This window comes from Amycolatopsis sp. DSM 110486, from assembly GCF_019468465.1.
Taxonomy (GTDB): Bacteria; Actinomycetota; Actinomycetes; order Mycobacteriales; family Pseudonocardiaceae; genus Amycolatopsis.
This window is the reverse complement of the sequence record NZ_CP080519.1, coordinates 10625533-10652356: the sequence shown is the minus strand read 5'-3', so window position 1 is coordinate 10652356 and position 26824 is coordinate 10625533. Positions and strand designations below refer to the sequence as shown.

Below are 26824 nucleotides of genomic sequence, written 5' to 3'. Positions count from 1 at the left end.
GAACGAAGGAGTCCGGATGCTGCGCACGCGCTTCTGTGAGGTTTTCGGGGTGGCGCACCCCATCGTCCAAGGCGGCATGCAGTGGGTGGGCCGCGCGGAGCTCGTGGCCGCTGTGGCCAACGCGGGCGCGCTCGGTTTCCTCACCGCGCTCACGCAGCCGACGCCGGAGGATCTGGCGAAGGAGATCGTCCGCTGCCGGGAGCTCACGGACAAACCCTTCGGGGTGAACCTCACGATCCTGCCGTCGATCAACCCGCCGCCGTACGCCGAGTACCGCGACGTGATCACCAGTTCCGGCGTGCCTGTCGTCGAGACCGCCGGGTTCAACCCCGCCGAGCACCTGCCCGCGTTCCGCGCGGCCGGGGTGAAGGTGCTGCACAAGTGCACCAGCGTCCGCCACGCGGTGAAGGCGCAGGCCCTCGGTGTGGACGGCGTTTCCATCGACGGGTTCGAGTGCGCCGGGCACCCCGGCGAGGACGATGTCCCGGGCCTGGTGCTGATCCCCGCCGCGGCCGAGCAGGTCATCATCCCGATGATCGCCTCCGGCGGGTTCGCCGACGGCCGCGGCCTCGTCGCCGCGCTCGCGCTCGGCGCCGACGGCGTCAACATGGGCACCCGGTTCCTCGCCACGGCCGAGGCGCCGGTGCACGACAACGTGAAGCAGCGCCTCGTCGAGGCGACCGAGCGCGACACGGAGCTGATCTTCCGGTCGCTGCGCAACACCGCCCGGGTGGCGTCCAACGCCACGAGCCGAGAGGTGGTCGGCATCCTCGCCGGCGGCGGTGGCTTCGACGACGTGCGCGACCTGGTGGCGGGCAGCCGCGGCCGCAAGGTGTACGAGACCGGCGACGTCGACCTCGGCATCTGGTCCGCGGGAGTGGTGCAGGGACTCGTCCACGACGTGCCGACGGTGGCGGAGCTGGTTTCCCGCGTCGTCGCCGAGGCACACGAGATCATCGCCGGCCGCCTGGCCGGCGTGCTGGCCTGAGGAGGACACGGATGGACATCGCGAACACGGTCGCGCTCGTGACCGGCGGGGCGTCGGGGCTGGGCCTGGCCACCGCGAAGGAGCTGCACAAGCGCGGCGCGAAGGTGGTGGTGGTCGATTTGCCCACTTCGGACGGTGCCACGGTCGCCGCGGAGCTGGACGGCGTGTTCGCCCCGGCCGACGTGACGAGCGAGGCCGACGTGCAGGCTGCCGTCGACACCGCCGCGTCGCTGGGCGACCTGCGGGTGGTCGTGAACTGCGCGGGCATCGGCAACGCGGTGAAGACCGTCGGGAAGAAGGGCGCGTTCCCACTGGACGCGTTCACGAAGGTCGTGTCGGTCAACCTGATCGGCACGTTCAACGTGCTCCGGCTGGCGGCCGAGCGCATCGCGGGCGTGGAGCCGGTGGCCGACGAACGCGGGGTCATCGTGAACACCGCGTCCGTGGCGGCGTTCGACGGTCAGGTCGGGCAGGCGGCGTACTCGGCGTCGAAGGGCGGGATCGTCGGCATGACGCTGCCGGTCGCGCGCGACCTGGCGAGCCTCAAGATCCGCGTGATGACCATCGCGCCGGGGCTGTTCCGCACGCCGCTGTTCGCGACGCTGCCCGACGAGGCCGTCGAGTCGCTCGGCGCGCAGGTGCCGCACCCGTCCCGGCTGGGTGATCCGGCGGAGTACGCGGCGCTGGCCTGCCATATCGTGGAGAACCCGATGCTCAACGGCGAGACCATCCGGCTCGACGGCGCCATCCGCATGGCCCCGCGCTGAGCCTAGACTCGGCGGGGAAGCTTCCGGACTCGATGGGTGGAACATGGTGCGTGCGCGGGAGGCGGTGGCGTCGGCTTCGGTCTCGATCGAGGTCGAGCCGGGGGCCGGCTGGCGGCACTACGACGAGCTGGAGCTGACGCCCCTGCTCGCCGCCGCGCTCGACGCGTTCTACGAGCACGGTTTTCACGGCACCTCGGTGCGCGACATCGTCCGCCGGGTCGGGCAGACCGTGCCTTCGCTGTACTACCACCACGACAGCAAGGAAGGCGCGTTCGCCGCGTTGCTCGACCTGGGCACCGGCGAAGCCGTCAGCCGGGTCAACGCCGCGGCGGCCGACGCGGCCGGCCCGCGCGAGCAGCTGGTCAACGTCGTCGAAGCCGTGGTGCTGCACATGACGCACCGCACGCGCCTGGCGGCGCTTGACCTCGAGCTGCGGCACCTCTCGCCGGACTCGCGCAAGCGGTACGCCGCGCGCCGCAAGGAGATCGAGACCGTCCTGACCGGCATCATCGAGGACGGCGCGCGCGAGGGTGTGTTCACGGTGGCCCACGCCGAGGAGACGGTGCGGGCCGTGCTGGGCATGTGCCAGTCGATCGCGCGCTGGTACCAGCCCGGTGGCCCGCTGAAGCCCGAAGAGCTCGCCGAGCGGTACGTGGACCTCGCGCTGCGCACGGTCGGTGCGCGGCCGGTGAAGCGCAAACGCTGAGGCGCGTCACGGACGCGGCGCCGGCTCCAGGTACAGGGTGCGCCAGATGACCTCGGTCATGGAATCGGCAAGCGTGTCGTCCTCGGACTCCGGGGTGAAGCGCAGCGTCTGGTGGCACGTGCGCTCGACCATCCACGTGAGCGCGGAAGCCGTGGCGCGCACGGGCATCGGGGCGATCGTGCCGGCGGCCTGACCGCGTTCGATGATCGCCGCGATGGCGTCGACGAGGCCATCCATGATGCCGCGGTAGAGCTCGTCGACCTCGGAGTCGTAGGCCGCCATCTCGATCACGGCGTAGAGCACCGAACGGTGGTTGCGGTAGCGGGCGATGATCTCCGTGATCGACGCCCGCAGGTCCTCCGGATCGCGCGCGTCGGCGCTGTCCCACCAGCGTTGCGCGGCCTCGGTGAGGTCGGCGAACACGTGCTGGGCGAACAGCCGCAGCAGCTGGCCCTTGTCCTCGAAGTAGACGTAGAAGGTGGCACGCGAGATGCCGCCCTCGGATGCCAGGCGGTCGACGCTCAGCTCGGTGAACGTGAGTCCCTCGCCCATGAGGCGCTCGGTGGCCTCCAGCAACTGACGGCCGAGCGTCTCCCGGCGCTGCTGCTTGCGAGCGGTCTGGGGCTTGCGGGTCACCGACGGCATCCAGCCTCCTTTTCTTCGCTCTCACCCTACCGGCTCGCCGCTCGAATTGACTGGACAGAGAATCCAGACATACTGTCTTGACAACATGTGAGCTGGGCCATACGCTCAACTTAACGAACGCTAGATAGCTCTTCCGAGGTCACAGCCGACCGGTTCGGGCGCCCGCGGCGCACCGGTCGACTCCCCGTCCGGTTCCCCCGCCAGGAGCGCCCATGTACCCCGGTGTCCACGCCGAGCAGTTCCCCGACAAGCCCGCCGTCGTCGTGGCGGGCGGCGAGGTGCTCACGTACGGGCAGCTGGAGGAGCGTTCGGCGCGGCTGGCGCGCTACCTGCACGACGCGGGGCTGCGCCGCGGCGACCACATCGCGCTCCTTTCGGGAAATGACCCGAAAGTGTTCGAGGTCTACTGGGCCGCGCTGCGCTCGGGCCTCTACATCACCGCCGTGAACCGGCACCTGTCGCCGGCCGAGGTCGCCTACATCGTCGACGACTGCGGCGCCGAGGCGCTGATCGTGTCGGCCGGGCTCGCCGACGTGGCCGAGGCCGTCGTCGCGGACACGCCGAAGGTGCGCATCCGCCTGGCGTACCGGGCAAGCGTGGCCGGGTACGAGTCCTATGAGGACGCGCTGGCGAGCACGTCGGCCGAGCCGCTGCCGGAGCAGCCGCGGGGCATGGACATGCTCTACTCGTCCGGCACCACCGGCCGGCCCAAGGGGATCAAGCCGCCGCTGCCAGAGCGCCGGGTCGACGAGCCAGGCGACGTCTACACCGCGGTTTTCGGGCCCCTGTACGAGTTCGGCCCCGACACGGTCTACCTCTCGCCCGCGCCGGTCTACCACGCGGCGCCGCTGCGCTTCGGCGGTGTGGTGCAGGCGCTGGGCGGCACGGTGGTGCTGATGGAGAAGTTCGACGCGGAGCAAGCGCTTTCCGCGATCGAGACCCACCGCGTGACGCACAGCCAGTGGGTGCCGACGATGTTCGTCCGCATGCTCAAGCTCCCCGAAGCCACGCGCGCGAAGTACGACCTGTCGAGCCAGCGCGCGGCCATCCACGCCGCGGCGCCGTGTCCGGTCGACGTCAAGCGCGCCATGATCGACTGGTGGGGCCCGGTCCTGCACGAGTACTACTCGTCCACCGAGGGCAGCGGCATCACGTTCATCGACAGCGAGCAGTGGCTGCGCAAGCCCGGCTCGGTCGGGCCGGCCGGCGTCGGCGTGCTCCGGATCTGCGGCGAGGACGGCGAAGAGCTGCCGGCGGGCGGCATCGGCACCGTCTACTTCGAACGCGACGCGCTGCCGTTCGCCTACCACAACGACCCGGGCAAGACCGCCGAAGCGCAGCACCCGGAGCACCCGACGTGGACCACCACCGGCGACGTCGGCTACGTCGACGAGGACGGCTTCCTGTTCCTCACCGACCGCAAGGCCTTCATGATCATCTCCGGCGGGGTGAACATCTACCCGCAGGAGATCGAGAACGCGCTGACGCTGCACCCGAAGGTGCTCGACGTCGCCGTGGTCGGCGTGCCCGACCCGGAGATGGGCGAGGCGGTGCAGGCGTTCGTCGAACCCGCGGGCGAGGCCGCGCCCGGGCTCGGCGACGAGCTGCGCGAGTACCTGCGCGAACGCATCGCGCACTACAAGGTCCCCCGGGCGTTCACCTTCGTGGACCGGCTGCCCCGCACTCCCACCGGGAAGCTCGTCAAGGGCGAGCTCACCCGCTGACCGACCACCTCGGACTCACCAGGAGCGAGAAGATCATGCAGATCAAGGCCGCGGTGCTGCGCGCCGCCGACGGGCCCTACCGGATCGAGGACGTCGAGCTGCCCGCCCCGAGCACGGACCAGGTGCTGGTGCGCATCGCCGGCGCCGGGCTCTGTCACACGGACCTGCTGCCGCGCGCGCCGGGTTTCCTGGCCGCGCCGCCGATCATCACCGGGCACGAAGGCTCGGGGATCGTCGAGGCCGTGGGCGCCGACGTCACGAGCCTGGCGCCGGGTGACCACGTGGTGCTCTCGTTCGACTTCTGCGGCCACTGCGCCAACTGCGTCGCCGGGCACCCGTCGTACTGCGAGACCTTCTTCCCGCGCAACCTCACCGGCCACGACCCGGACGGCGAGCAGCCGGTGCTCGACGCCGCCGGCGAGGCCGTGGCCGCCCGCTGGTTCGGGCAGTCGTCGTTCGCCTCGCACTCGGTGGTCGCCGCACGCAACGCGGTGAAGGTCGACCCGGAGCTGCCGCTGGAGCTGCTCGGCCCGCTCGGCTGCGGCATCCAGACCGGCGCGGCCTCGGTGTTCAGCGCGCTCGGCGTGGCGCCCGGCACGAGTTTCGTCGTGTTCGGCGCCGGCGGCGTGGGCCTGTCCGCGGTGATGGCCGCGCGGGTGGCCGGTGCCGCGCGGATCGTCGCCGTGGACCTCAACCCGCGCCGGCTGGAGCTGGCGAAGGAGCTCGGCGCCACGCACGTCGTCGACGGCGCCGCGGCCGACCTGGTCGAGCAGCTGCTCGCGGCCACGGGCGGCGCTCAGTACACGCTGGACACCACCGGCGTGCCGTCGGTGATCACCACGGCGATCGCGGTGCTGCGCCCGACCGGCACCTGCGGGCTCGTCGGGGTGCAGCAGGGCGACCTGGTGCTCGACCCGACGGCGCTCGCCGTGGGCCGCAACGTGATGGGAATCCTCGAGGGCGACGCTGTGCCGCAGGTGATGATCCCGCGGCTGATCGAGCTGTGGCGCCAGGGCCGGTTCCCGTTCGACCGGCTCGTGGAGACGTTCCCGTTCGAGGAGATCAACGAAGCCGAGCAGGCGAGCCTGAAGGGCGAGGTCGTGAAGCCCGTCCTGGTTCCCTCCGCGCGGAAGGAGTGAGCACGTGAAGATCGTCGTGGACCGCGCCCGCTGCACCGGGCTGGGCATCTGCGAGTCGTTCGCGCCCGAGGTGTTCGAGGTGGACGACAACGGTGACCTGGTCCTCTCGTCCGAGACCGTGCCCGACGGGCTGGAGTCCGAAGTGGAGCAAGCCGTGACGGGGTGCCCGACCGAGGCACTGAGGCTTGAGAAGTGACGGGGCTTGAGAAGTGACACGTCTCGTGGTGGTCGGCGCCTCCCTGGCCGGGCTGCGGGCCGTGGAGGGCGTGCGCAAGGCCGGGTTCACCGGGCCCGTCACGCTCGTCGGCGCCGAGGAACACCTGCCCTACGACCGGCCGCCGCTGTCGAAGGCGTTCCTCGACGGGCCGGTCGCCGCGCCGGTGTTCCGCGAGGAGCAGGTGCTGCGGGACGAGCTCGGCGTCGAGCTCGTGCTCGGCATTCGGGCGCACGCGCTGGACCCGGCCGAGCGCGTGGTGCACGCGGGCGAGAAGGAGATCCCGTACGACGGCCTTGTGATCGCCACCGGCGCGACCGCCCGGACGCTGCCCGGCACGAGCCACCTGGCCGGCGTGCACACGCTGCGCACCCTCGACGACGCGCTCGCCGTGCGCGCGGCCCTCGACGCCGGTGCGCGCACGGTGGTGATCGGCGCCGGGTTCATCGGCTCGGAAGTCGCTTCGGCAGCGCGCAAACGCGGTCTCCCGGTGACCGTGGTGGAGGCCGCGCCGACGCCGTTGATGCGCGCGATCGGCGCCATGGGAGAACCGTGCTCGGCGCTGCACCGAGCGAACGGCACGGACCTGCGCTGCGGCGTCGCCGTGACCGGCGTCGAAGGCCACGACCGTGTCGAACGCGTGGGGCTGGCCGACGGCACGACGCTGGACGCCGACCTCGTCGTGGTCGGCGCCGGCGCGGTCCCGGCCACGGACTGGCTCGCGGGCAGCGGCCTCACGCTGGAGGACGGTGTGGTGTGCGACGAGACGCTCGCGACCGGGCTGCCCGGCGTGTACGCCGCGGGTGACGTCGCCCGGTGGGCCAACCCGTTGTTCGGCCGGGCCATGCGCCTGGAGCACTGGAGCAGCGCCGCGGAGCAGGGGGCCGCGGCGGGCGTTGCCGCCGCGTTGCCGGGGGCGGCCAAGCCGTACGAGACCGTGCCCTACTTCTGGTCCGACTGGTACGACAGCCGCATCCAGTTCGCCGGCGTGCCCGACGCCGACGAGACCCAGGTGGTGCTCGGCGATCCGGACGAGGGCCGGTTCGTCGCGCTGTACCGCTCCGGCGACCGCCTCACCGGCGTGCTCGCGGTGAACAAACAGCGGGAGATCATGAAGTTCCGGGCCCTCATCGCCCGCCGCACCGACTGGTCCGGCGCGCTCGACTTCGCCGCCCGGCGGCGGGAACCCGTGTCCGAAGGAGTGCGCTGATGCACGAACACGAAGCCCTGTACATCGACGGCGCGTGGGTGCGCCCGGCCGGCGGTGCCACGCTCGCCGTGATCTCGCCGGACACGGAGGAACGCATCGGCACGGTGCCGCTCGCCGGAGAGTCCGAAGTGGACTCCGCCGTCGCCGCCGCCGGCCGCGCGCTGCGGTCCGCGGAGTGGGGCGGGCTCACGCCGGAGGCCCGGGCGGGGCTGCTGATGGCGTTCGCCGAGGAGCTGGGCAAGAACGTGGCCCAGCGCGCCGAGCTCACCACGATCCAGAACGGCATGCCGATCACCGTCGCCACCGCCGCGGAGGGCGCCGGCCCCGTCGGGATCCTGCAGTACTACGCCGCGCTCGGGGCCGCGCCCGCCGAGGAGCGCCGGCCGCGGCTGGACGGGCAGGGCGTGACCGTGGTGCGCAAGGAGCCGGCCGGCGTGGTCGCGCTCGTGGTGCCGTGGAACTTCCCGCAGGTGCTCACGATGTTCAAGCTCGCGCCGGCCCTGGCCGCGGGCTGCACCGTGGTGCTCAAGCCCTCGCCCGAGACCACTTTGGACGCTTTGGAGCTGGCGGCCACCGCCGAGCGCGCCGGCCTGCCCGCGGGCGTGCTGAACGTGATCTCCGGCGGCGCCGACATCGGCGAGTACCTCGTGACGCACCCGGGCGTGCGGAAGGTCGCGTTCACCGGGTCCACGCCGGTGGGCCGCAAGATCGGCGAGGCCTGCGGCCGCCTGCTGCGTCCCGTCACGCTGGAGCTGGGCGGGAAGTCGGCGGCGATCGTGCTCGACGACGCCGATCTGGCGGCCACCGTGCAGGGCCTGGCCACCGCGAGCCTGCTCAACAACGGCCAGACCTGCTACCTCTCCACGCGCATCCTCGCCCCGCGTTCGCGCCACGACGAGGTCGTCGCCGCGCTGTCCGGGCTGGCGTCCGCGCTGACCGTCGGCGACCCGCTCGACCCGGGCACGCACATCGGCCCGCTCGTCAGCGACAAGCAGCGGCGCAGGGTCGAGGAGTACGTGGCCGTGGGCCGCGAGTCCGGTGCGACGCTCGCCGCCGGCGGTGGGCGCCCCGACCGTGACCGCGGCTGGTACGTGCAGCCGACCGTGTTCGGCGGCGTCGACAACGGCAGCCGGATCGCGCGGGAGGAGATCTTCGGCCCGGTGCTCACGGTGATCCCGTACGGCGACGTCGACGAAGCGGTCTCGATCGCCAACGACTCCGACTACGGCCTCGGCGGCACCATCTGGACCTCCGACGTGGAGAAGGGTCTCGACGTGGCGCGCCGCGTCGAGACCGGCAGCGTCGGCGTGAACTTCTACGACCTCGACCTGGGCGCTCCGTTCGGCGGCGTGAAGGCCAGCGGCGTCGGCCGCGAGCTCGGGCCCGAGGGCCTGGCCGCCTACCAGCAGCTCAAGTCCGTCTACTTGGGACAGGAGATTCCCGCATGACCGCCATCGTGACCCCGCAGCCGCCCGAGTACGACGAGATCGACCTTTCGTCGCGGGCCTTCTGGTCGACCCGCGCCGCCGACCGCGAGCGCAGTTTCGCGGCGCTGCGCCAGGAGCGTCCGGTGTCGTGGCACCGGCCGGTCGAGGACGCGCTGATGGAGGACCCCGAGGACCCCGGCTATTGGGCCGTGGTCCGCCACGCCGACATCGTCGAGGTGAGCCGCCGCAACGACGTGTTCGTGTCCGGCCAGGGCGTGATGTTCGAGAACATCCCCGAGGAGATGCTCGAGGCGTCGCAGTCGTTCCTGGCGATGGACCCGCCGCGGCACACGAAGATCCGCAAGCTCGTCAGCGCGGCGTTCACCCCGAAGCAGGTGCGCCGCATCGAGGAGCAGATCAAGGCCAACGCGGCCGACATCGTCCGTGAGCTGGCCGAGGCGGGCAGTGGCGCCGACTTCGTACGCCAGTGTTCCGGGCAGCTGCCGATCCGGACGTTGTCGGACATGGTCGGCATCCCCCAGGCCCACCGCGAGAGCGTGGCCCACGCCGCCGACGCGTCGGTGTCCTGGGCCGACCCGGTCTACCTGGCCGGGCGCGACCCGATCGACATGATCTTCGAGGCCCAGATGACGCTGCACGGCGTCGCGTTCGAGATGGCCGAGCACCGCCGCGCCCACCCGGCCGAGGACCTGATGACCAACCTCGTACAGGCCGAAGTGGACGGTGAGCGCCTCACCGACGAGGAGATCGCGGCGTTCTTCGTGCTGCTGTCGGTGGCCGGCAACGACACCACCCGCCAGACCACCAGCCACACCCTGCGCGCGCTCACCGACTTCCCGGAGCAGCGCGAGTGGCTGATGGCCGACTTCGACGGCCGCATCGGCAGCGCGCTCGAGGAGTTCGTCCGCTGGGCCTCGCCGGTGATGACCTTCCGCCGCACGGCCGTCGCGGATTTCGAGCTGGGCGGGCAGCGGATCAGCACCGGCGAGAAGGTGGTGATGTTCTACGCGTCCGGCAACTTCGACCCCGAGGTGTTCGACGAGCCGGGCCGCTTCGACTTGAGCCGCAGCCCCAACCCGCACGTGAGCTTCGGCGGGGGCGGCGCCCACTTCTGCCTGGGCAACCAGGTCGCCAAGGCTCAGCTGCGCGCCCTGTTCGGCGAGCTGCTGCGCACCCTGCCGACCATCACCGCCGGCGAGCCCGACTACCTGGCCGGCAACTTCGTGCACGCCGTGCGCGCCATGCCCTGTCACTTCTGAGCAGCAGTTCCTCCAGCAGCCCGAACAGACCGGAGACCAGCCATGCCCGCGTTCAGCAAGCCCGAAGAGATCTACCAGTACATCGGCGGCATCTTCGAGACCGCGTTCGCCGACGCCGACCTCGCCGCCAAGCTCGCCGGCACCGGACTGGTGCTGAAGATGGTGTGCACCAACCCGGAGTCCGCGCTGCTGATCGACACGCAGAACCGCCGTGTGGTCGGCGACGCGTTCGACGCCCCGGCCGACGCGACCATGACGATGGACAGCGAGGTCGCCAACGGCTACTGGCAGGGCAAGGTGAACCTCACGTTCGCCATGGCCCGCGGCAAGGTCAAAGTGGACGGTCCGGTGTCGAAGCTGATCAAGCTCGCCCCGCTGTCGAAGAGGCTCTTCCCCGTGTACGTCGAAAAGCTGCGCGCCGACGGGCGCGAGGACCTGATCGTCGACTGAGCCGGGAAGGGCGAGCGCAACGGTGGGTGCGGAAGTCGTCGTCGAGGGCCTGACGAAGTCGTTCGGGCGCCAGACGATCTGGCGGGACGTGACCCTCACCCTGCCCCGGGTGAGGTGTCCGTCCTGCTGGGTCCCTCGGGAACCGGGAAGTCGGTGTTCCTCAAGTCGCTGATCGGGCTGCTCAAGCCCGACCGCGGCCGCTGCGTGGTCGACGGCGTCGACGTGGTCACGTGCTCGGAGCACCGCCTCTACGAGGTGCGCAAGCTGTTCGGGGTGCTGTTCCAGGACGGCGCGCTGTTCGGCTCCATGACCTTGTTCGACAACATCGCGTTCCCGCCGCGCGAGCACACCCGCAAGTCGGAGACCGAGATCCGGCGGATCGTGCACGAGAAGCCGGAGCTCACGGGCCTGGCCGGCGCCGACCGCAAGCTGCCCGGCGAGATCTCCGGCGGCATGCGCAAACCGTCAAGCGTAACCGCTTCCAGGCGACCGTCACGCGGACTCCGGACGGCTGGAAGCTGTCCGCCGTCCAGCCGGTCACCGTCAGCCTCTGAGACCCTTCCGAACGGATTCCCGCCATGGCCCTCACCCGCCACCGCCCGCCGTCCCCCGCCCGCGCCGCACCGCGGTCGCCGGGAAACCCCGCGCCGCGCAGCCTTCGGCGGCGTCTGCCGTCGACGTGATCGAGGCGGCGGCGGGGCCGGACCTCGCCGCCGAGCCCGAGGCCGCCGCGCCGGACTCGGGAATCGAGTCGAAGGCTCGTGGTGCCTTCGCGCCGGACTCCGATGCCGCGTCGGGCGGCCGCGCTGCCGCCACGGGCAGCCACGATGCCGCGCCGCGCAGCCGCACTGCCGCCACACCTGAGGCTGGCGCCGAGGAGCTGTCGGCCGAACCCACCGAAGAACCGGCAACTGCCGCGCCCGGCAAACCTCGCCGCAACCGCGTCGTCCTGGGCCTGTCGGCCCTGACCGTCGTCCTCCTGGCCGCTGCCGGCTGGTTCGCCTTCGAGGCCCACCATTCCACGACCTCCGGCCCGGCCGCCGACACGCCTTCTCCGACAGCGCCGCCACCTCCGCCGTCACCGGCCAGCTCAGCGCCGCCTCCGAAGCCGTCTTCTCCCTCGACTACCAGGACGTCGCCAAAACCGACCGCGCCGCCGACCAGTACCTCACCGGCAACGCCGTCACCCAGTACCGGCAGTTGCTTTCGGCGGTCCAGCAGTAGGCCGTCCCCAACCACCTCACGCTCACCAGCCGCGTCCGCACCATCGGCATCAAGGACATCACCGGCACCACCGCCCACGTCCTCGTCTTCGCCGACCAGACGACCTCCCGCGCCGGCACCCCCGACACCTCCAGCGGCGGCGCGCAGGTCCGCCTCACCGCCACGGAAGACAACGGGCACTGGCGCATCAGCGACATCGCCGTCCTGTAAGAGAAAACTGGCCGTTCGGTTCGCCGCGACGACCCGTTCGACCACCGTGCCGACACGCGCGGCCGGCGAAGTTGATCTTGGCCCCGCCGGCTTCTTACGTTCGTCGCAGAAGCCGGGCGAGGGGAGCGTCGACGGACATCCGCGGGTACGAGCCGGGGCCGATCACAGCGGAAGCCGCCTTCACCTCCGATTTCGCGCTCCCCGGTGAGCTTCGGGTGCGGCAGATCGCGGACCTGGTGGAGGCCGACCGGCCCGCCATGGACGTCCGCCCCGGGATGCGGCACAAATACCTGCCGTTGCGGTTCGACCCCGTCGCCGCAGTCCCTCAGGTCGGTGGCCGCTACTTGTTCGACACGTGGTCGAACGCGCTGGACTACGAGCGATTCACCACCGAGGAGGTGGAGTTCGAGCCGGGGGTGAAGTTCTGGGATCGCCCGTTCTTCCTCGGCGTCGTGCGCCACGTCTGGCACGTGATCGGAGCGCACGACCTCACCGCGCTCGCGAGCACCCACCACGTCAACCGGTTCGAAAATGGCAACTCGGCGAGCCGAGTCCGTTACGGCGAAACAAAACTGGGCTGCCTGAAAACCAGGCAGCCCAGTCCGGGTAGGTCGATCCTCAGCTCACCAGCCGCGCGAACGCCACTCCGCGAGCTTCGGCCGCTCAGCCCCCAACGTCGAGTCATCCCCGTGCCCCGGGTAGAACCACGTGTCGTCCGGCAGCTCGTCGAAGATCCGCGCCGAAACATCGTCCAGCAGCGACGCGAAGTCCTCCGGCGACGACGTCTTCCCCACGCCGCCCGGGAACAGCGAGTCACCCGTGAACAGGTGCGGGTGCCCGGCCGGGTCGCGGTACAGCAAGGCGATCGACCCCGGGGTGTGGCCGCGCAGGTGGATCACTTCGAGCGTGACCTGGCCCACCTGGAGTGTGTCGCCGTGTTCGACCAGGAAGTCGGGCGGCACGGGCAGCGGCGAGGCGTCCAGTGGGTGCGCGGCGGTGTTCGAGCCGTTGGCGCCCGCCACGGCGCCCAGGGCCTGCCAGTGGTCCTGGTGCTGGTGGGTGGTCACGACGGTGCGCAGCGCGGGCCGGTCGGGGCCGTGGCCGATGAGGTCGGAGATGCGCTCGGGGTCGTTGGCGGCGTCGATCAGCAGCGCCTCGTTCTCGGCGCGGCAGACGAGCAGGTACGCGTTGTTGTCCATCGGCCCCACGGAGAGCTTGGTGATGGTCAGCGCGTCCAGCGTGCGGCGGGCGGCGTCGCCGCCCGGTTCGACGTGCCCGGTGTAGGTGTCGGCGATGTTCACGTCCACACGGTAGCCGGGGCAACGCGGTCTGTCCCACCCCCGCACACGTAGGCTCGGCGCGACCAGCCGGGCGACCCCAGGGAACCAGTGCCGAACACCGCGACACCGCACCACTCCACCCGACGGATCAGCTGGGACCTGCTCAGAGTCATCGCGATCGTTTCGGTCGTGCTCGGCCACGTCACGCACCAGGGCGCGCTGCTGCACGGCGAGCTCACCGGCTACCCGTTCCGTGTGCCCGCGCAGTTCGGGGCCGCGGGGCTGATGGTGATCTCCGGGTACTTCGTGTGTGTGAGCGTCCGCAAGCCGGACACGGGCCGGTGGCTGTGGAGCCGCGTCGCGCGGCTCGTGCCGGCGTACCTCGTCGCGGTGCTCGTCACCTACGTCGTCACGCGCTACGCCGCCATTCGCTTCAGCGGGTTGCCCGTGCCCGACGGCTTCACCGGCTTCCTGTTCGGCGTGCCGCAGGGCCCGCCGGCGGACCCGTTCCCGTGGTACATCCCGACCTGGCAGGACCTGCTCACGAACCTGGGGATGATCCAGGCGTGGGACTACTACGGGTTCCACTACCTCGACGGTTCGTGGTGGACGCTGCCGGTCCAGCTGTTCGCGTTCTGCGCCGCCGCGTGGTTGTTCCCGCGGCGGTGGCGCACCGATCGAGTGATGATCGGGCTCGTCTGGGTGTTGATGGTCGCGCCGGCGGTGGTCCGGTTCGGGATCTTCGACCCCGGCAGCACGCCGATCCAGGTCGTCAACGTCTTCTTCGGGCTCGGCCTGCAGCGCACACACCTGTTCGCCATGGGGATCGCGCTGTGGCTCTGGAGCCGGAAGCGGCTGAAGTCCTGGCACCTCGGACTGCTCGTCGCGGCCTGTATCGTGGTGCAGGACCTGCACGTCTTCCCGTTCCACCGGGCGATGGCCCAGGACCCCGCACGCTGGCCCTCCACGATCGGCTTCGCCGTGCTGCTGCTGGTGATCTGCCTCGCGGCACGCGGCTCCGACTGGCGGTTCCCGGGTCTCGCGCGGGTCGCCCCGGCGCTCACCTGGCTCGCCGGGATCTCGTATGGTCTCTACCTGGTGCACCAGGAACTGGGTTACGTCCTGGCGCGCGCCCTGCTGGACATCGGTGTCCCCGGCTGGCTGCGGCTCCCCGCGGTGCTGGCCGGCGCCGTGCTGGCCGGCTGGGCGCTCACCGCGTGGGTGGAACGGCCGCTGCACCGGCGCCTGACCGCCCGGCGGGCGGGCAAACCCGCCCAGGAACCCGCAAAAGCCCAGGTCGAAGAGCCGGAGCCCGTTTCTGTCGGTGGTGCGTCCTAGCATGGACGCGGCCGCCCGTGCAGGACTTCCACCGGGCCGGCCTCCGAGCCGAGATTTGAATTGAAGGGACGTGGGCGTGGCTGATCGCCTCGTTGTTCGCGGGGCCCGCGAGCACAACCTCCGCGGTGTCGACCTCGATCTGCCCCGCGACAGTTTGATCGTGTTCACGGGCCTGTCCGGGTCGGGCAAGTCGAGCCTCGCTTTCGACACCATCTTCGCCGAGGGGCAGCGCCGTTACGTCGAGTCGCTCTCGGCTTACGCGCGGCAGTTCCTCGGGCAGATGGACAAGCCCGACGTCGACTTCATCGAGGGCCTCTCGCCCGCGGTGTCGATCGACCAGAAGTCCACCTCGCGCAACCCGCGCTCCACGGTGGGCACGATCACCGAGGTCTACGACTACCTGCGGCTGCTCTACGCCCGCGCGGGCAAGGCGCACTGCCCCCAGTGCGGTGAGCTGATCAGCAAGCAGACGCCGCAGCAGATCGTGGACCAGGTGCTCGACATGGACGACGGCACGCGTTTCCAGGTGCTCGCGCCGGTCGTGCGCGGGCGCAAGGGCGAGTACCTCGACCTGTTCCAGAACCTGCAGCAGCAGGGCTATGCGCGCGTGGTCGTCGACGGGAAGGTGCACCCGCTCACCGACCCGCCGAAGCTGAAGAAGCAGGAGAAGCACCAGATCGGTGTGGTCATCGACCGCCTGAGCGTGAAGACGAGCTCGCGCCAGCGGCTCACCGACTCGGTCGAGACGGCGCTGCGGCTGGCCGACGGTCTGGTCGAGCTGGAGTTCGTCGACCTGCCGGAGAACGACCCGCACCGCGTGCGCGGGTTCTCCGAGAACCTGGCGTGCCCCAACGGGCACCCGCTGGCGATCGAGGACCTCGAGCCGCGGTCGTTCTCGTTCAACTCGCCCTACGGCGCGTGCCCCGTGTGCACCGGCATCGGCATCCGCAAGGAGGTCGACCCGGAGCTGGTGGTCCCGGACGACGAGCTGTCGCTGGGCGAGGGCGCCATCGCGCCGTGGGCCGGCGGGCAGAGCGCCGACTACTTCATCCGGCTGCTGGAGTCGCTGTCGGAGGCCATCGGGTTCCGCATGGACACGCCGTGGCGCCAGCTGCCGGCGAAGGTCCAGAAGGCGGTGCTGCACGGCGTCGACGAGCAGGTCCACGTGCGCTACCGCAACCGCTACGGCCGGCAGCGCTCGTACTACGCCAACTTCGAGGGCGTGATCCCGTTCCTCGAGCGGCGCCAGGAGCAGACCGAGTCCGAGTACATGCGCGAGCGGTACGAGGGCTACATGCGCGAGGTGCCGTGCCCCACGTGCCAGGGCACGCGGCTCAAGCCGGAGATCCTCGCGGTCACCCTGGAGCACGCGACGCAGGGTGAGCGTTCGATCGCCGAGGTCTGCGCCCTGTCGATCGACGAGGCGTCGAAGTTCCTCGACGAGCTGGTGCTCGGGCAGCGCGAGTCGATGATCGCCGGCGCGGTGCTCAAGGAGATCCAGGCGCGCCTGCGCTTCCTGCTCGACGTCGGCCTCACCTACCTCTCGCTCGACCGCGCGTCGGGCACGCTCTCGGGCGGCGAGGCGCAGCGCATCCGGCTGGCCACGCAGATCGGCTCGGGCCTGGTGGGTGTGCTCTACGTGCTCGACGAGCCGTCGATCGGCCTGCACCAGCGCGACAACCACCGCCTGATCGAGACCCTCACGCGCCTGCGCGACCTCGGCAACACGCTGATCGTGGTGGAGCACGACGAGGACACGATCCGCGCGAGCGACTGGGTCGTCGACATCGGCCCGGGCGCGGGCGAGCACGGCGGGCACATCGTCCACAGTGGACCGTACAAGAAGATGCTGAAGAGCAAGGAGTCGCTCACCGGCGCCTACCTGTCGGGCCGCCGCGCGATCGAGGTGCCGGCGATCCGGCGCCCGGTCGACAAGAAGCGGCAGCTCACGGTCGTGGGCGCGCGCGAGCACAACCTGCGCGGCATCGACGTGTCGTTCCCCCTGGGCTGCCTCGTGTCCGTCACCGGCGTGTCCGGCTCGGGCAAGTCCACGCTCGTCAACGACATCCTCGCCCAGGTGCTGGCCAACAAGCTCAACGGCGCGCGCCAGGTGCCGGGCCGCCACACGCGGGTCAACGGGCTGAACACGGTCGACAAGCTGGTGCGCGTGGACCAGTCGCCGATCGGCCGCACCCCGCGGTCCAACCCGGCCACTTACACCGGCGTGTGGGACCACGTGCGCAAGCTGTTCGCGGCCACCACCGAGGCCAAGGTGCGCGGCTACCAGCAGGGCCGGTTCTCGTTCAACGTCAAGGGCGGCCGCTGCGAGGCGTGCGCCGGCGACGGCACGATCAAGATCGAGATGAACTTCCTGCCCGACGTGTACGTGCCGTGCGAGGTCTGCAAGGGCGCCCGCTACAACCGCGAGACGCTCGAGGTGCACTACAAGGGCAAGACGGTGTCCGACGTGCTGGACATGCCGATCGAGGAGGCGGCCGAGTTCTTCGAGCCGATCAAGGCGATCCACCGGCACCTGCAGACGCTCGTCGACGTCGGCCTCGGCTACGTGCGCCTCGGCCAGCCCGCGCCGACCCTGTCGGGCGGCGAGGCGCAGCGTGTGAAGCTTGCGAGCGAGCTGCAGAAGCGCTCGACCGGCAAGACGGTGTACATCCTCGACGAGCCGACCACTGGCCTGCACTTCGAGGACATCAGCAAGCTGATCGGCGTGATCAACGGGCTGGTGGACAAGGGCAACACGGTGATCGTGATCGAGCACAACCTCGACGTGATCAAGACGTCCGACTGGATCATCGACATGGGCCCGGAGGGCGGTTCCGGCGGCGGCATGATCGTCGCGGAGGGCACGCCCGAGCACATCGCGGCGGTGCCGGAGAGCTACACCGGCGAGTTCCTCGGCCACGTCCTCAACCCGGCCTGACCCCGTCCTGGCGCGGTGGCCCGAAAACCGGGTCACCGCGCCGGCGGGAGTCAGTCCTTGCCGGTCGTGCGGTCGACCACCGGCGAGAGCGGTCCGTAGTACAGCGCGCGCACGCGGAAGGCGGGGCCCTGTTCGTCGGGCAGCAGCGACAGCGCGCAGGTCGTCGTGTCGGGGTCGGTGATCTCGACCGGGACGAAGTCCGCCACGCCCGGTTTGCGGATCTCCACGAGGAACCCCGCCTCGTCGCTTGAGCGGTCCGCCCAGGTGAAGTGCACGGACGCGTCCTCGGCCGGGACCACGGTGACGTCGGCCGGAGCAGCGGCGTCCCCCGGCGTCCGCACCGGCACGGCCGCGGCCGGGGGAGTGGCGTGCCCCGCGGAGCCGGGCCGGTCATCGGAGCCAGGCTGCACGACCGCCGACACGGGACCGTAGAAGTCCCGCACGCGGTAGTAGAACGGTGTCTCCGGGATCAGGTCCGGGTGCCGGTAGGCGGTCTGCGAGCGCGGGACGTACTGCAGCGCCGTCCACGGGCCGTCGGCGGAGTTCGCGTATTCGAGCAGGTGCCCGGCCGCGGCGGGGTCGCCCGCGGGCCAGCGCAGGTCGATGTCCGTCGGCGTCGTGAGCGTCGCCGTGAGGCCCTGGGGCGGTGGCGCCGGAGCGGCGGCCGGGGCCGCGGAGCAGCCGGCGGCGACCAGCACGGCCAGCGCCGCGAGCGCGAGGCGGGTTTTCACGGGCACGGCGAAGCCTCCGGGACGTCCAGGCGGCGGCGGTGCCGCGTCAGCTTAGGAACCCGTGCCGGTGATCGACAAGGCGCGTCCCGGCCACCGGCACCACCCATCCGCCCGGCCTCCGGCGACGAATTCCTCCGGCGAACTTTCTGAATTCGCGGTGAACCGCGTGGCGCCGGCATCCGTGTGAGGGGTGTCGGGGGCTCTCACCGGCGGCGGCACGACCCACTCTCACCTCGGAAGGGGGGCGATCCCACGGTGGACACGGCGGCGGTGCTGGGCGTGCGGCGACGACCGGCGTTCACGCCGCGGTTTGCAGTACTGTCCTCGCCTACCCAGAACACCGTCGGGAGGTCGAGGGTGGCGATCGGACGCGGGCGGCCGAAAAGGGCCGCCGCCGAGCGGCTCGTGGAGCAGCTCTACGCGGAACACGGCCGGAGCCTGGTGGCTTACGCGACCAGGCTCACGGGTGACCGTGCGGCCGCCGAGGACGTGGTCCAGGAGACGCTCGTGCGCGCCTGGAAACACGCCGACGACCTGAGCGGCGACCGCCAGGGGTCCGTGCGCGGCTGGCTGCTCACCGTGGTGCGCAACCTCGTCACGGACCGGGCGCGGGCTCGCGCTTCGCGGCCACCGGAGGTCGCCGAGGGCCCGGAGACGCTCGCGGCGCCGGTGGAACGCGACCACGCCCAGGGAGTGGTCGACTCGATGACGGTGCTGGGAGCCCTCGAAGGGTTGTCGCAAGAGCATCGCGACGTGCTCGTGGAGATCTACTATCGAGGGAGATCGGTGGCGGAGGCAGCCGAGATGCTGGGGGTCGCTCCCGGCACCGTGAAATCCCGGTCCTACTACGCGCTGCGCGCCCTGCGCGCGGCGATGGTGAGCGGTGGAACGGAGGCGGTGAGATGAGCGCGGTCGAGCAGGAGCACGCGCAGCTCGGCGCCTACGTCCTCGGCGCGCTGGACCCGGCCGAGGCGGTCGAGTTCGAACGCCACCTGGCCACGTGCGCGCAGTGCCGCTTCGAGCTCAAGGACTTCGGCGCCCTGCGGGAGGCACTCGACGAGGTGCCGCCCGAGGCGTTCCTCGACGGCCCGCCCGAGGGCGGTGACCTGTTGCTGCAGCGCACGCTGCGCCGGATCCGGGCCGAGGAGGAGCAGTCCGCCCCCACCCCATCCACCGCGGCACCGAGCCGCGCCGGTTCACGCCGGGGGCTCGCGATCGCGGCCGCGGCGGTCGTCGCCGCGGTGGCGCTCGGCGGCGGGGTCTTCATCGGCCGTCAGACGGCGCCCGAGCCCGCCCAGCAGGTGGCCGTGCCCGGCACCCGAGACGTGGCCGCCACCAACGCGGCGACGGGCGCGAGCCTCACCGCGTCGGTGATCCCGGCGGCCGGCTGGGTCAAGGTGCACGTGGCCGTGAAGGGGATCCCCGCGGGCGAGAAGTGCAAGCTCGTGGTCACGGACAAGACCGGCGCGAAGTGGGACGCCGGCAGCTGGCTCGTGTCGGAGAAGTGGAGCACGCAGGGCTTCGGCCTCGACGGTTCGGCGCTGGTCGCGCCGGCGGACGTCGCCTCGGTCGGCATCGTCACCCTCGACGGCCGGGACCTGGTCTCGGCGCAGGTGTAGGCCGTGGTGGGAGCGGAGTACCGGTTCTCCAGCACTTGGTGGCTCCCGGCCGCCCCGGCCCGCCGGGTCTTCGACGCCGTCGTGGACCTCGAGGCGTACCCGAGCTGGTGGCGCGACGTGCGCTCGGTCCGCCGCCTCGACGACGACACCGCCGAGGTCGTCTGCCGCTCGCGCTTGCCCTACCACCTCGTGATCGCCATGCGCCGCGAGGAAGAGGATCCCGTCACGGGCCACGTCCGCGTCGGCCTGAGCGGCGATCTCGAAGGTTTCCTCGCCGGCGCGCTGCACGTCGTCGGCGAGGGCACGCGGCTGGAGATCACGCAGCACGTGCGGGCCAGCAAACCCTTGCTGCGCAAGCTGGACACGGTGGCCCGGCCGTTCTTCCGCGCCAACCACGCGTGGATGATGCGCCGGGGCCACCGCGGTCTGTCCGCCTACCTGGCCTGACCCGCCACGCACAGCTCGGGCTCCGCGGCCGGGCGCGGGCGGCGCACCAGCACGATCGCCGCCGCCGCCGCGAGTGCCACGAAGCCCGCGCTCAGCCCGTACGCGAGCCGGTAACCCGAAGGGAGTGCAGCGCGGGCCCCCTCCGACGCCAGCCCTGCCGTGCGCGCCGCCGCGGCCGTCGCGAGTACCGCGGTGCCGATGGCCGCGCCGACCTGCTGCGTGGTGGTGATCAGGCCTGACGCCACCCCCGCGTCGGCCGGGTCGGTCCCGGACATCGCCAGCCCCATCACCGCCGGGATGGCCGCGCCCGCACCGGAACCCATGAGCACCAGCGCCGGGAACACGTGCAGGAAGTAGCTGCCGTCCGTGGGCACGGTGGTGAGCAACGCGAAGGCGATCACGACCACCACGAGCCCGCCCAGCAGCACCGCGCCCGGCGTGAAGCGCGCGCTGAGCTTCGCCGAGATCCCCAGCGAGAACACCGCGATCATCACCGGCGCCGGCAGGAACGCGAGCCCGGTGGCGAGCGCGTCGAGCCCGAGCACCTTCTGCAGGTACAGCGCCGTCACGAACTGGAAGCCCATCATGCCGGCGACCATGAACACCATCGTGACGTTGGCGCCGCTGATCGCGCGAACGCGGAACAGCCGCAGCGGCAGCAACGGAGTCCGCGCGCGAGCCTGCCGGACGACGAATGCGACGAGCAGCAAAGCCGCGCCCGCCAACGGAAGCGCGGCGCCGGTCTCGACGATCCCGTACACCAGCAGCATTACGCCGCCCGTCACGAGCACCGCGCCCAGCGCGTCGATGCCCGTGCGCAGCCCCCGGCCGCGATCGGCGTCCACGACCAGCGGCGCCAGCACCAGCGCGGCGATGCCGATCGGCAGGTTCACGTAGAAGGTCCAGTGCCAGTCGAGCGCCTGCGTGAGCGCGCCGCCGGCGATGAGCCCGATCGACGCGCCCGAGGCCTGCGTGAAGCTGAAGACGCCGATCGAGCGGGCCTGCGCACGGGGTTCGGGGTACATCGTCACGATCATGCCCAGCACCACGGCCGACGCGAGCGCGCCGCCGATGCCCTGCACGAACCGGGCGGCCACCAGTACCGCCGCGTCGGTCGAGAGCCCGGCCAGGAGCGACGACGCGGTGAAGACGACGAGCCCGGCGAGGAACACCCGCCGCCGGCCCAGTAGGTCACCGAGCCGGCCCGAGAGCAGGAGCAGCCCGCCGAACGCGACGAGGTAGGCGTTGACGACCCAGGCCAGCCCCGCGGACGTGAAGCCAAGCTCGGCCTGGATCGAGGGCAGCGCGACGGCGACGATGGTCCCGTCGAGCACCACCATGAGCGAGGCCGCGCACAGCACCACCAGCGCGACGGCCCGGCGACGGACTTCCGGCATTTCGGTCCCTCCAGAACGATCACCGAAGAGAATCCCCAGGTCGTGCCCAGGGCATCTCTTGTTACAGCGACCATCTTGTGTGACCATCGAGGAGCGCGGAAGGAGGCACTTTCATGTCCCAGGGGAACACCGGTGTGACCGACCAGGTCAGCACGATCGACCCGGAGAAACTCGAGGCGTGCACGCTGCTCGAGGTGCTCAACCGGATCAGTGGCAAGTGGGCGATCGGCATCCTGCTGGAGGCGTCGCAGGGCCCGGTGCGGTTCACGGAGCTGGAACGCTCCGTGGCGGGCATCAGCCGCCGGATGCTCACGCTGACCCTGCGCAACCTCGAACGCGACGGGCTGCTGGAGCGCACCGTCTACCCGACCGTGCCGCCGCGCGTGGAGTACGAGGCGACGCCGATGGCGCGTGAGCTCTACGGCACGTTGTCGGGGCTCGTCGACTGGGCGCAGCGCCACCGCGAGGCGATCGCCGTGTCGCGCGACGTCTACGACGCGCAGTAGAAACGCGTGTGCCGTGGTCGTGAGCACGGGGGACGCTCACGACCACGGCACACGGGGGTGTTCGCACCCCGGCGGGGGGAGTGTGGGCCGGAAGGAGCCCTGGGGTGCGAACGGCTTCAGTTGCCCGCTGAGGCTCCGACGGGTTCGCCCCGGTCGGTGGGCGGCTCAGTGGCGGGCAGTTCGGCCGGTGCGGGCGCTTCGTCGAGCAGCGTGGCTTCGTCGAACGGCGCGGACCCAGCGAAGACCTGACGGGACTTGTCGCGGTCGAACTCCTTCATCCACGATCCGATGAGGACGGTCGCCACGGCGTTGCCGGCGAAGTTCGTCAGGGCGCGGGCCTCGGACATGAACCGGTCGATGCCGAGGATGAACCCGACGCCGTCGACCAGCTCCGGCCGGTGCGACTGCAGGCCGCTCGCCAGGGTCGCGATGCCGGCGCCGCTGACGCCCGCCGCGCCCTTCGAGGCGAGGATCATGAACAGCAGCAACCCGATCTGCTCGCCCAGCGCCAGTGGCTGGTCCTGCGCCGTGGCGATGAACAGGGTCGCCATGGTCAGGTAGATCGCCGTGCCGTCGAGGTTGAACGAGTAGCCCGTGGGCACCGTGATGCCGACGACCGGCTTGCTCACCCCGAGGTGCTCCATCTTCGCGATCAGCCGCGGCAGCGCCGATTCCGACGACGAGGTGGACAGGATCAGCAGGAACTCGCGGCCCAGGTACCTGAGCAGCTGGAGGATGTTGACCCGTGCGCCCAGCCACAGCACCGTGCCGAGGATGCCGAAGACGAAGATCAGGCAGGTGACGTAGAAGCCGAGCATGATCACCAGCAGGCTGCGCAGCGCGCCCCAGCCGGTGGCGCCGACCACCGCCGCGATCGCGCCGAACGCGCCGACGGGCGCGGCCCACATGATCATCGACAGGATGCGGAACACCAGGCGCTGCACGTGCTCGATGCCGCGCAGGATCGGCTCGCCGCGCCGGCCGAGCTTCTGCAGCGCGAACCCGGTCAGCAGCGCGATGAGCAACGCCTGCAGGGTCTGGCCCTCGGTGAACGCCGAGACGAACGAGGTCGGGATGATCCCGAGCACGAAGTCGACGCCACCCTCGGCGCCCTTGGCCTGGTCGTGGACCTTGGTGACGTCGGCGGGGTTGAGGTGCAGACCACTGCCCGGGTGCAGGATGTTGCCGACGATGAGGCCGATCGCGAGCGCGAACGTCGACATCACGACGAAGTAGACCAGCGCGGTGATGCCGACCTTGCCGACCTTCGCCGCCTTCGCGACCGAGCCGATGCCCAGCACGATGGTGCAGAAGATGATCGGCGCGATCATCATCTTGATCAGGTTGACGAAACCGGTGCCCAGCGGTGCGAGCTGTTTGCCGACCGACGGCCAGATCAAGCCGACCGCGGCGCCGAGCACCACGGCGACGATCACGGCCAGGTAAAGGTAACGCGTGCGGTCGCGCTTGGGCGCGGCCGCTTCGGGGGTCGGTGTCGGCACCGTTGCCTCCAGTAGGGGAATGGGTGGAACGCCGGTCACTATGCGGGGAGGATATGACCAGCGTCACCGTTGTGTTCATTGAGTTCGCACGATAGGTCCAGTCCGGTTCGGACGGTGGTACACGAGGGTCGTGGCACCACCCGGGTGTTGCCCCGCGCCCGCGTGTGCTGGTATGAGCACGTGCCTGCCCCCACCCGGACCCGGACGAGCCGCTGGAGCCTCGCCCGCCAGCTGCTGGTGCTCCAGCTGGCGGTGCTGCTGGTGCTCGTGGGCGGCGGGATCACCATCGCGTACCTCGACGCCGGCCACACGACGACCGACCGGGCGCGCGACCAGTCGCTGGCGGTCGCCCACGCGATCGCCGACTCGCCGAGTGTGACCCGAGCGGTGTCCACACCGGACCCGACGGCCGTGCTGCAGCCCTACGCGGTGCGGGTGCAGACCGACGCCGAGGTCGACTTCGTCACGATCATGACCCCGCAGGGGATCCGCTACACCCACCCGAACCCGGCGTTGATCGGGCAGCCGTTCCTCGGCCACATCGCCGCCGCCCAGCAGGGTGGTGTGGTGACCGAGACCTACACGGGTTCGCTCGGGCCTTCGGTCCGGGCCGTGGTGCCGGTGTTCGACGCGAACCACCGCGTCGTCGCCCTCGTGGCGGTGGGCATCACGATCGCCGCGATCTCCGCCGAGCTGCGCGATCGCGTATGGCCGCTCGCCGGCGTCGCGGCCGCGGTGCTGCTCGTCGGCGCGTGCGGCGGCTGGCTCGTGAGCGCCCGGCTCAAGCGGCAGACGCGCGGGATCGCGCCCGGCGAGCTCAGCAACCTGTTCGAGTACCACGAAGCGGTGCTGCATTCCGTGCGCGAGGGCGTGCTGCTGGTCGGGCGCGACGGCCGCGTCGGCCTGTGCAACGACGGTGCGCGCACGCTCCTGGGCCTGACCGCGGATCCGGTCGGGCAGCCGCTGGTCGAGCTGGGGCTGCCGCCGGAACTGGTGGCCGCGTTCGTGTCCGCCGAGACGCGCACCGAGGAGCTGCACCTCACCGACACGCGCGTGCTGGTGGTGAGTACCACTGTTGTGCGCTCCGGCGGACGCGCGCAGGGCACCGTGGTGATCCTGCGCGACCACACGGAACTGCAGACGCTGACGGGCGAGCTCACCACTGCCCGCAGCCTCGCGGAGGCGCTGCGGTCGCAGGCGCACGAGGCGGCGAACCGGCTGCACACCGTCGTTTCCCTGGTGGAGCTCGGCCGGCCCGAGGACGCGGTGGAGTTCGCGACGGCCGAGCTCGTCCTGGCCCAGGAGCTCACCGACCGCGTGATGAGCGCGGTGTCCGAGCCCGTGCTGGCGGCCCTGTTGCTCGGCAAGGCCGCGGAAGCCAGCGAACGCGGCGTCGAGTTCACGATCACCCCTGACACGGTGATCGAGGACCTCGGCCCGGAGATCGTCGGCCGGGACCTCGTGACGATCCTGGGCAACCTCGTCGACAACGGCATCGACGCCGCCGCGCGCGGGGCGAGCGGCCGGCCCGCCGTGGTTGTGACCGCGCGGACCGACGAGGACGGGCTGCTGCTGCGGGTCGCCGACAACGGCCCGGGCGTACCGGAGGAAGCTGTGGAGGACATGTTCCGCCGCGGCTGGTCCACGAAGGCGGGCGAGGGCCACGGGCTCGGGCTCGCGCTGGTGGTCCAGGCCGTGCGCCGCTACGGCGGCGGCGTGGACGTCGGCCGGGACGGCGGTGCGGTGTTCACGGTCCGGTTGCCGAGGCAGGAGGCGCTGCGGTGATCCGCGTGCTGGTGGTGGAGGACGAGCCCGTGGCCGCCGAGGCCCACCGGCTCTACGTGGAGCGCTTGCCCGGCTTCAGCGTCGCCGGCGTGGTCCACTCCGGCGGCGACGCGCTGCGCTTCTGCGAACGCGAACCCGTCGACCTCGTGCTGCTCGACTTCTACCTGCCCGACACCCACGGCCTCGCCGTGTGCCGCTCCCTGCGCGCGGCCGGCCTGCCCATCGACGTCATCGCGGTGACCTCGGCGCGCGACCTCGCGCTGGTGAAGGCGGCGGTGTCGGTGGGCGTGGTGCAGTACCTGCTGAAACCGTTTACTTTCGCTTCGCTGCGGGAAAAGCTCGAGCGCTACGCCGAGTTCCACCAGGCTTCGGGCGAGGTCACCGGCCAGGCCGAGATCGACCGCGCGCTCGCCACGCTGCGCACGAGCGAGCAGCACGCCCTGCCGAAGGGCATGAGCGCCGAGACGCTCGAAGCCATCACCGCCGCCCTCGCCGCCACCTCCGAAGGACTCTCCGCCGCCGGCGCGGCGAGCGCGATCGGCGCTTCGCGCGTCACGGCCCGCCGCTACCTGGAGTACTTGGCGGACAACGGCTTGGCCCACCGCGAGCCCCGCTACGGCCAGGTCGGCCGGCCCGAGGTCTGGTACCGCCACGGCCCGGCTTAGCGCCGTACGGGCCGCTGCCGTCAAAACGAGCCGCGCTCAACGCCGCGGGTCAGCTGCTGCTTGGTCGCACCCGGATGCGTGGGGCGAATCGCCCGGTTTCACCCGGATGGTTGTTCGCTCACTGTTCTGTATAACGCTCTACACAGCTCGGCAGGGCGCGCGGTACGGTCGCCGCGAACCAGCCCGACGAAGGGGAAACCGGTGGAGCGAGACCCGCGCCCACGGCTGCGACTGCGGCACCTCGCGCACGAGCGGAGCACCGAAGGCGGCGAACGTACCTCGCCGCTCACCGTCCGGCGCCCCGCGACCGGGTACACCTCGGCGACAGCCGTCTGCGGTTGGTGCGGCGCCGAACTCCGGCTGCGTGTCGCGGCCGCCCGGAAGGTGCGACAGTCGCTGCTGGCGTGGGCGCTGGTGTATTTTGCCGGGGTGCTGGCCGTGGTCGGGGGCATGGCCGCGCTGTCGGCGTCGGTTGTGTGGCTCGCCGTCGTCCTGATGGTGGGCGGGTTGCTGGTGGCGGTGGTCGGAGCGGCGTTCTGGTGGTGGGCCACGGGTGTCCGTCCGGTGAGCGCGCTGCCGGACGGGAAGCCCGGGCCGCACGTGGTCAGGCCGGACCGCGGGCGGCGCTAGGA

25 protein-coding genes and 1 pseudogene are annotated in these 26824 nt (G+C 71.3%); 20 read left to right on the top strand and 6 right to left on the bottom strand.

Translation table 11 applies throughout. The annotated features are described in order from the left end of the window. The first annotated feature begins 16 nt into the window (after positions 1-16). Genes K1T34_RS51280 through K1T34_RS51270 form a run of 3 tightly spaced genes read left to right on the top strand, consistent with a single transcriptional unit; the run spans position 17 to position 2461 of the window. A complete protein-coding gene (locus K1T34_RS51280; protein ID WP_220241997.1) occupies positions 17-988 on the top strand; it encodes a nitronate monooxygenase family protein in 972 nt (323 codons plus the stop codon). Between the two features lie 11 nt (positions 989-999). Continuing rightward, a complete protein-coding gene (locus K1T34_RS51275) occupies positions 1000-1755 on the top strand; it encodes a 3-hydroxyacyl-CoA dehydrogenase (RefSeq protein WP_220241996.1) in 756 nt (251 codons plus the stop codon). 43 nt (positions 1756-1798) lie between these two features. Continuing rightward, positions 1799-2461, top strand: a complete 663-nt coding sequence (locus tag K1T34_RS51270; RefSeq protein WP_220241995.1) for a TetR/AcrR family transcriptional regulator — start codon at positions 1799-1801, stop codon at positions 2459-2461. A 6-nt stretch (positions 2462-2467) separates the two neighbouring features. Here K1T34_RS51270 and K1T34_RS51265 read toward each other — a convergent pair whose 3' ends face one another. Next, the gene (locus tag K1T34_RS51265) at positions 2468-3106 is read right to left on the bottom strand and encodes a TetR/AcrR family transcriptional regulator (protein WP_220241994.1); all 639 of its coding nucleotides are present in this window, start codon (positions 3104-3106) and stop codon (positions 2468-2470) included. Between the two features lie 212 nt (positions 3107-3318). Between K1T34_RS51265 and K1T34_RS51260 the strand changes: the two genes are divergently transcribed. From K1T34_RS51260 to K1T34_RS51225, 8 genes and pseudogenes are all read left to right on the top strand, one after another. Next, positions 3319-4830, top strand: a complete 1512-nt coding sequence (locus K1T34_RS51260; protein WP_220241993.1) for an acyl-CoA synthetase — start codon at positions 3319-3321, stop codon at positions 4828-4830. A 35-nt stretch (positions 4831-4865) separates the two neighbouring features. Continuing rightward, positions 4866-5969, top strand: coding sequence for an NAD(P)-dependent alcohol dehydrogenase (locus tag K1T34_RS51255; RefSeq protein WP_220241992.1), 1104 nt, complete (start codon positions 4866-4868; stop codon positions 5967-5969). Positions 5970-5973: 4 nt separating this feature from the next. After that, complete coding sequence (locus K1T34_RS51250; RefSeq protein ID WP_220241991.1) at positions 5974-6165, top strand: ferredoxin; 192 nt, start codon at positions 5974-5976, stop codon at positions 6163-6165. 13 nt (positions 6166-6178) lie between these two features. After that, complete coding sequence (locus K1T34_RS51245) at positions 6179-7393, top strand: NAD(P)/FAD-dependent oxidoreductase (RefSeq protein ID WP_220241990.1); 1215 nt, start codon at positions 6179-6181, stop codon at positions 7391-7393. Beyond that, positions 7393-8841, top strand: coding sequence for an aldehyde dehydrogenase (locus K1T34_RS51240; RefSeq protein ID WP_220241989.1), 1449 nt, complete (start codon positions 7393-7395; stop codon positions 8839-8841). Before K1T34_RS51245 ends, K1T34_RS51240 begins: the two co-directional genes overlap by 1 nt. Continuing rightward, positions 8838-10100 (top strand): cytochrome P450, encoded by a 1263-nt coding sequence (locus K1T34_RS51235; RefSeq protein ID WP_220241988.1) that lies wholly within the window; start codon positions 8838-8840, stop codon positions 10098-10100. The genes K1T34_RS51240 and K1T34_RS51235 overlap by 4 nt, the downstream gene beginning before the upstream one ends. Positions 10101-10142: 42 nt before the next feature. Beyond that, on the top strand, positions 10143-10550 hold the full coding sequence (locus K1T34_RS51230) for an SCP2 sterol-binding domain-containing protein (RefSeq protein WP_220241987.1): 408 nt from the start codon (positions 10143-10145) through the stop codon (positions 10548-10550). A 22-nt stretch (positions 10551-10572) separates the two neighbouring features. Next, positions 10573-11012: pseudogene (locus K1T34_RS51225) on the top strand (ABC transporter ATP-binding protein); the annotation flags it as partial. A 123-nt stretch (positions 11013-11135) separates the two neighbouring features. Here the strand turns inward: K1T34_RS51225 and K1T34_RS51220 are convergent. Beyond that, complete coding sequence (locus K1T34_RS51220; RefSeq protein WP_220247892.1) at positions 11136-12029, bottom strand: hypothetical protein; 894 nt, start codon at positions 12027-12029, stop codon at positions 11136-11138. Between the two features lie 578 nt (positions 12030-12607). Continuing rightward, on the bottom strand, positions 12608-13285 hold the full coding sequence (locus K1T34_RS51215; protein ID WP_220241986.1) for an MBL fold metallo-hydrolase: 678 nt from the start codon (positions 13283-13285) through the stop codon (positions 12608-12610). Positions 13286-13372: 87 nt separating this feature from the next. Here K1T34_RS51215 and K1T34_RS51210 point away from each other — a divergent pair, with 87 nt between their 5' ends. After that, positions 13373-14602, top strand: coding sequence for an acyltransferase (locus K1T34_RS51210; RefSeq protein WP_220241985.1), 1230 nt, complete (start codon positions 13373-13375; stop codon positions 14600-14602). Positions 14603-14678: 76 nt separating this feature from the next. Beyond that, positions 14679-17540, top strand: coding sequence for an excinuclease ABC subunit UvrA (gene uvrA, locus K1T34_RS51205; RefSeq protein WP_220241984.1), 2862 nt, complete (start codon positions 14679-14681; stop codon positions 17538-17540). A gap of 50 nt (positions 17541-17590) precedes the next feature. On the opposite strand, the gene K1T34_RS51200 is transcribed toward uvrA, so the two are convergent. After that, entirely contained in the window at positions 17591-18277 is a 687-nt protein-coding gene (locus K1T34_RS51200) for a fibronectin type III domain-containing protein (protein WP_255638178.1), read from the bottom strand. Between the two features lie 351 nt (positions 18278-18628). Here K1T34_RS51200 and K1T34_RS51195 point away from each other — a divergent pair, with 351 nt between their 5' ends. Genes K1T34_RS51195 through K1T34_RS51185 form a run of 3 tightly spaced genes read left to right on the top strand, consistent with a single transcriptional unit; the run spans position 18629 to position 20337 of the window. Further along, the gene (locus K1T34_RS51195) at positions 18629-19177 is read left to right on the top strand and encodes a sigma-70 family RNA polymerase sigma factor (protein WP_220241983.1); all 549 of its coding nucleotides are present in this window, start codon (positions 18629-18631) and stop codon (positions 19175-19177) included. Continuing rightward, positions 19174-19890 (top strand): anti-sigma factor, encoded by a 717-nt coding sequence (locus tag K1T34_RS51190; RefSeq protein WP_220241982.1) that lies wholly within the window; start codon positions 19174-19176, stop codon positions 19888-19890. Before K1T34_RS51195 ends, K1T34_RS51190 begins: the two co-directional genes overlap by 4 nt. Before the next feature lie 3 nt (positions 19891-19893). After that, on the top strand, positions 19894-20337 hold the full coding sequence (locus K1T34_RS51185) for an SRPBCC family protein (RefSeq protein WP_220241981.1): 444 nt from the start codon (positions 19894-19896) through the stop codon (positions 20335-20337). On the opposite strand, the gene K1T34_RS51180 is transcribed toward K1T34_RS51185, so the two are convergent. Beyond that, positions 20325-21734 carry an MFS transporter gene (locus K1T34_RS51180; protein ID WP_220241980.1) on the bottom strand — a complete coding sequence of 470 codons (1410 nt, stop codon included), beginning with the start codon at positions 21732-21734 and terminating at the stop codon, positions 20325-20327. The genes K1T34_RS51185 and K1T34_RS51180 overlap by 13 nt on opposite strands. A 113-nt stretch (positions 21735-21847) precedes the next feature. Here K1T34_RS51180 and K1T34_RS51175 point away from each other — a divergent pair, with 113 nt between their 5' ends. Continuing rightward, complete coding sequence (locus K1T34_RS51175; RefSeq protein ID WP_220241979.1) at positions 21848-22240, top strand: helix-turn-helix domain-containing protein; 393 nt, start codon at positions 21848-21850, stop codon at positions 22238-22240. 116 nt (positions 22241-22356) lie between these two features. On the opposite strand, the gene K1T34_RS51170 is transcribed toward K1T34_RS51175, so the two are convergent. After that, complete coding sequence (locus tag K1T34_RS51170; RefSeq protein WP_220241978.1) at positions 22357-23742, bottom strand: cation:dicarboxylate symporter family transporter; 1386 nt, start codon at positions 23740-23742, stop codon at positions 22357-22359. A 180-nt stretch (positions 23743-23922) separates the two neighbouring features. Here K1T34_RS51170 and K1T34_RS51165 point away from each other — a divergent pair, with 180 nt between their 5' ends. From K1T34_RS51165 to K1T34_RS51155, 3 genes are all read left to right on the top strand, one after another. Then, positions 23923-25527 (top strand): sensor histidine kinase, encoded by a 1605-nt coding sequence (locus K1T34_RS51165; protein ID WP_220241977.1) that lies wholly within the window; start codon positions 23923-23925, stop codon positions 25525-25527. After that, on the top strand, positions 25524-26192 hold the full coding sequence (locus tag K1T34_RS51160) for a response regulator (RefSeq protein WP_220241976.1): 669 nt from the start codon (positions 25524-25526) through the stop codon (positions 26190-26192). The genes K1T34_RS51165 and K1T34_RS51160 overlap by 4 nt, the downstream gene beginning before the upstream one ends. Before the next feature lie 201 nt (positions 26193-26393). Continuing rightward, positions 26394-26822, top strand: a complete 429-nt coding sequence (locus K1T34_RS51155) for a hypothetical protein (protein ID WP_220241975.1) — start codon at positions 26394-26396, stop codon at positions 26820-26822. Positions 26823-26824: the final 2 nt, after the last annotated feature.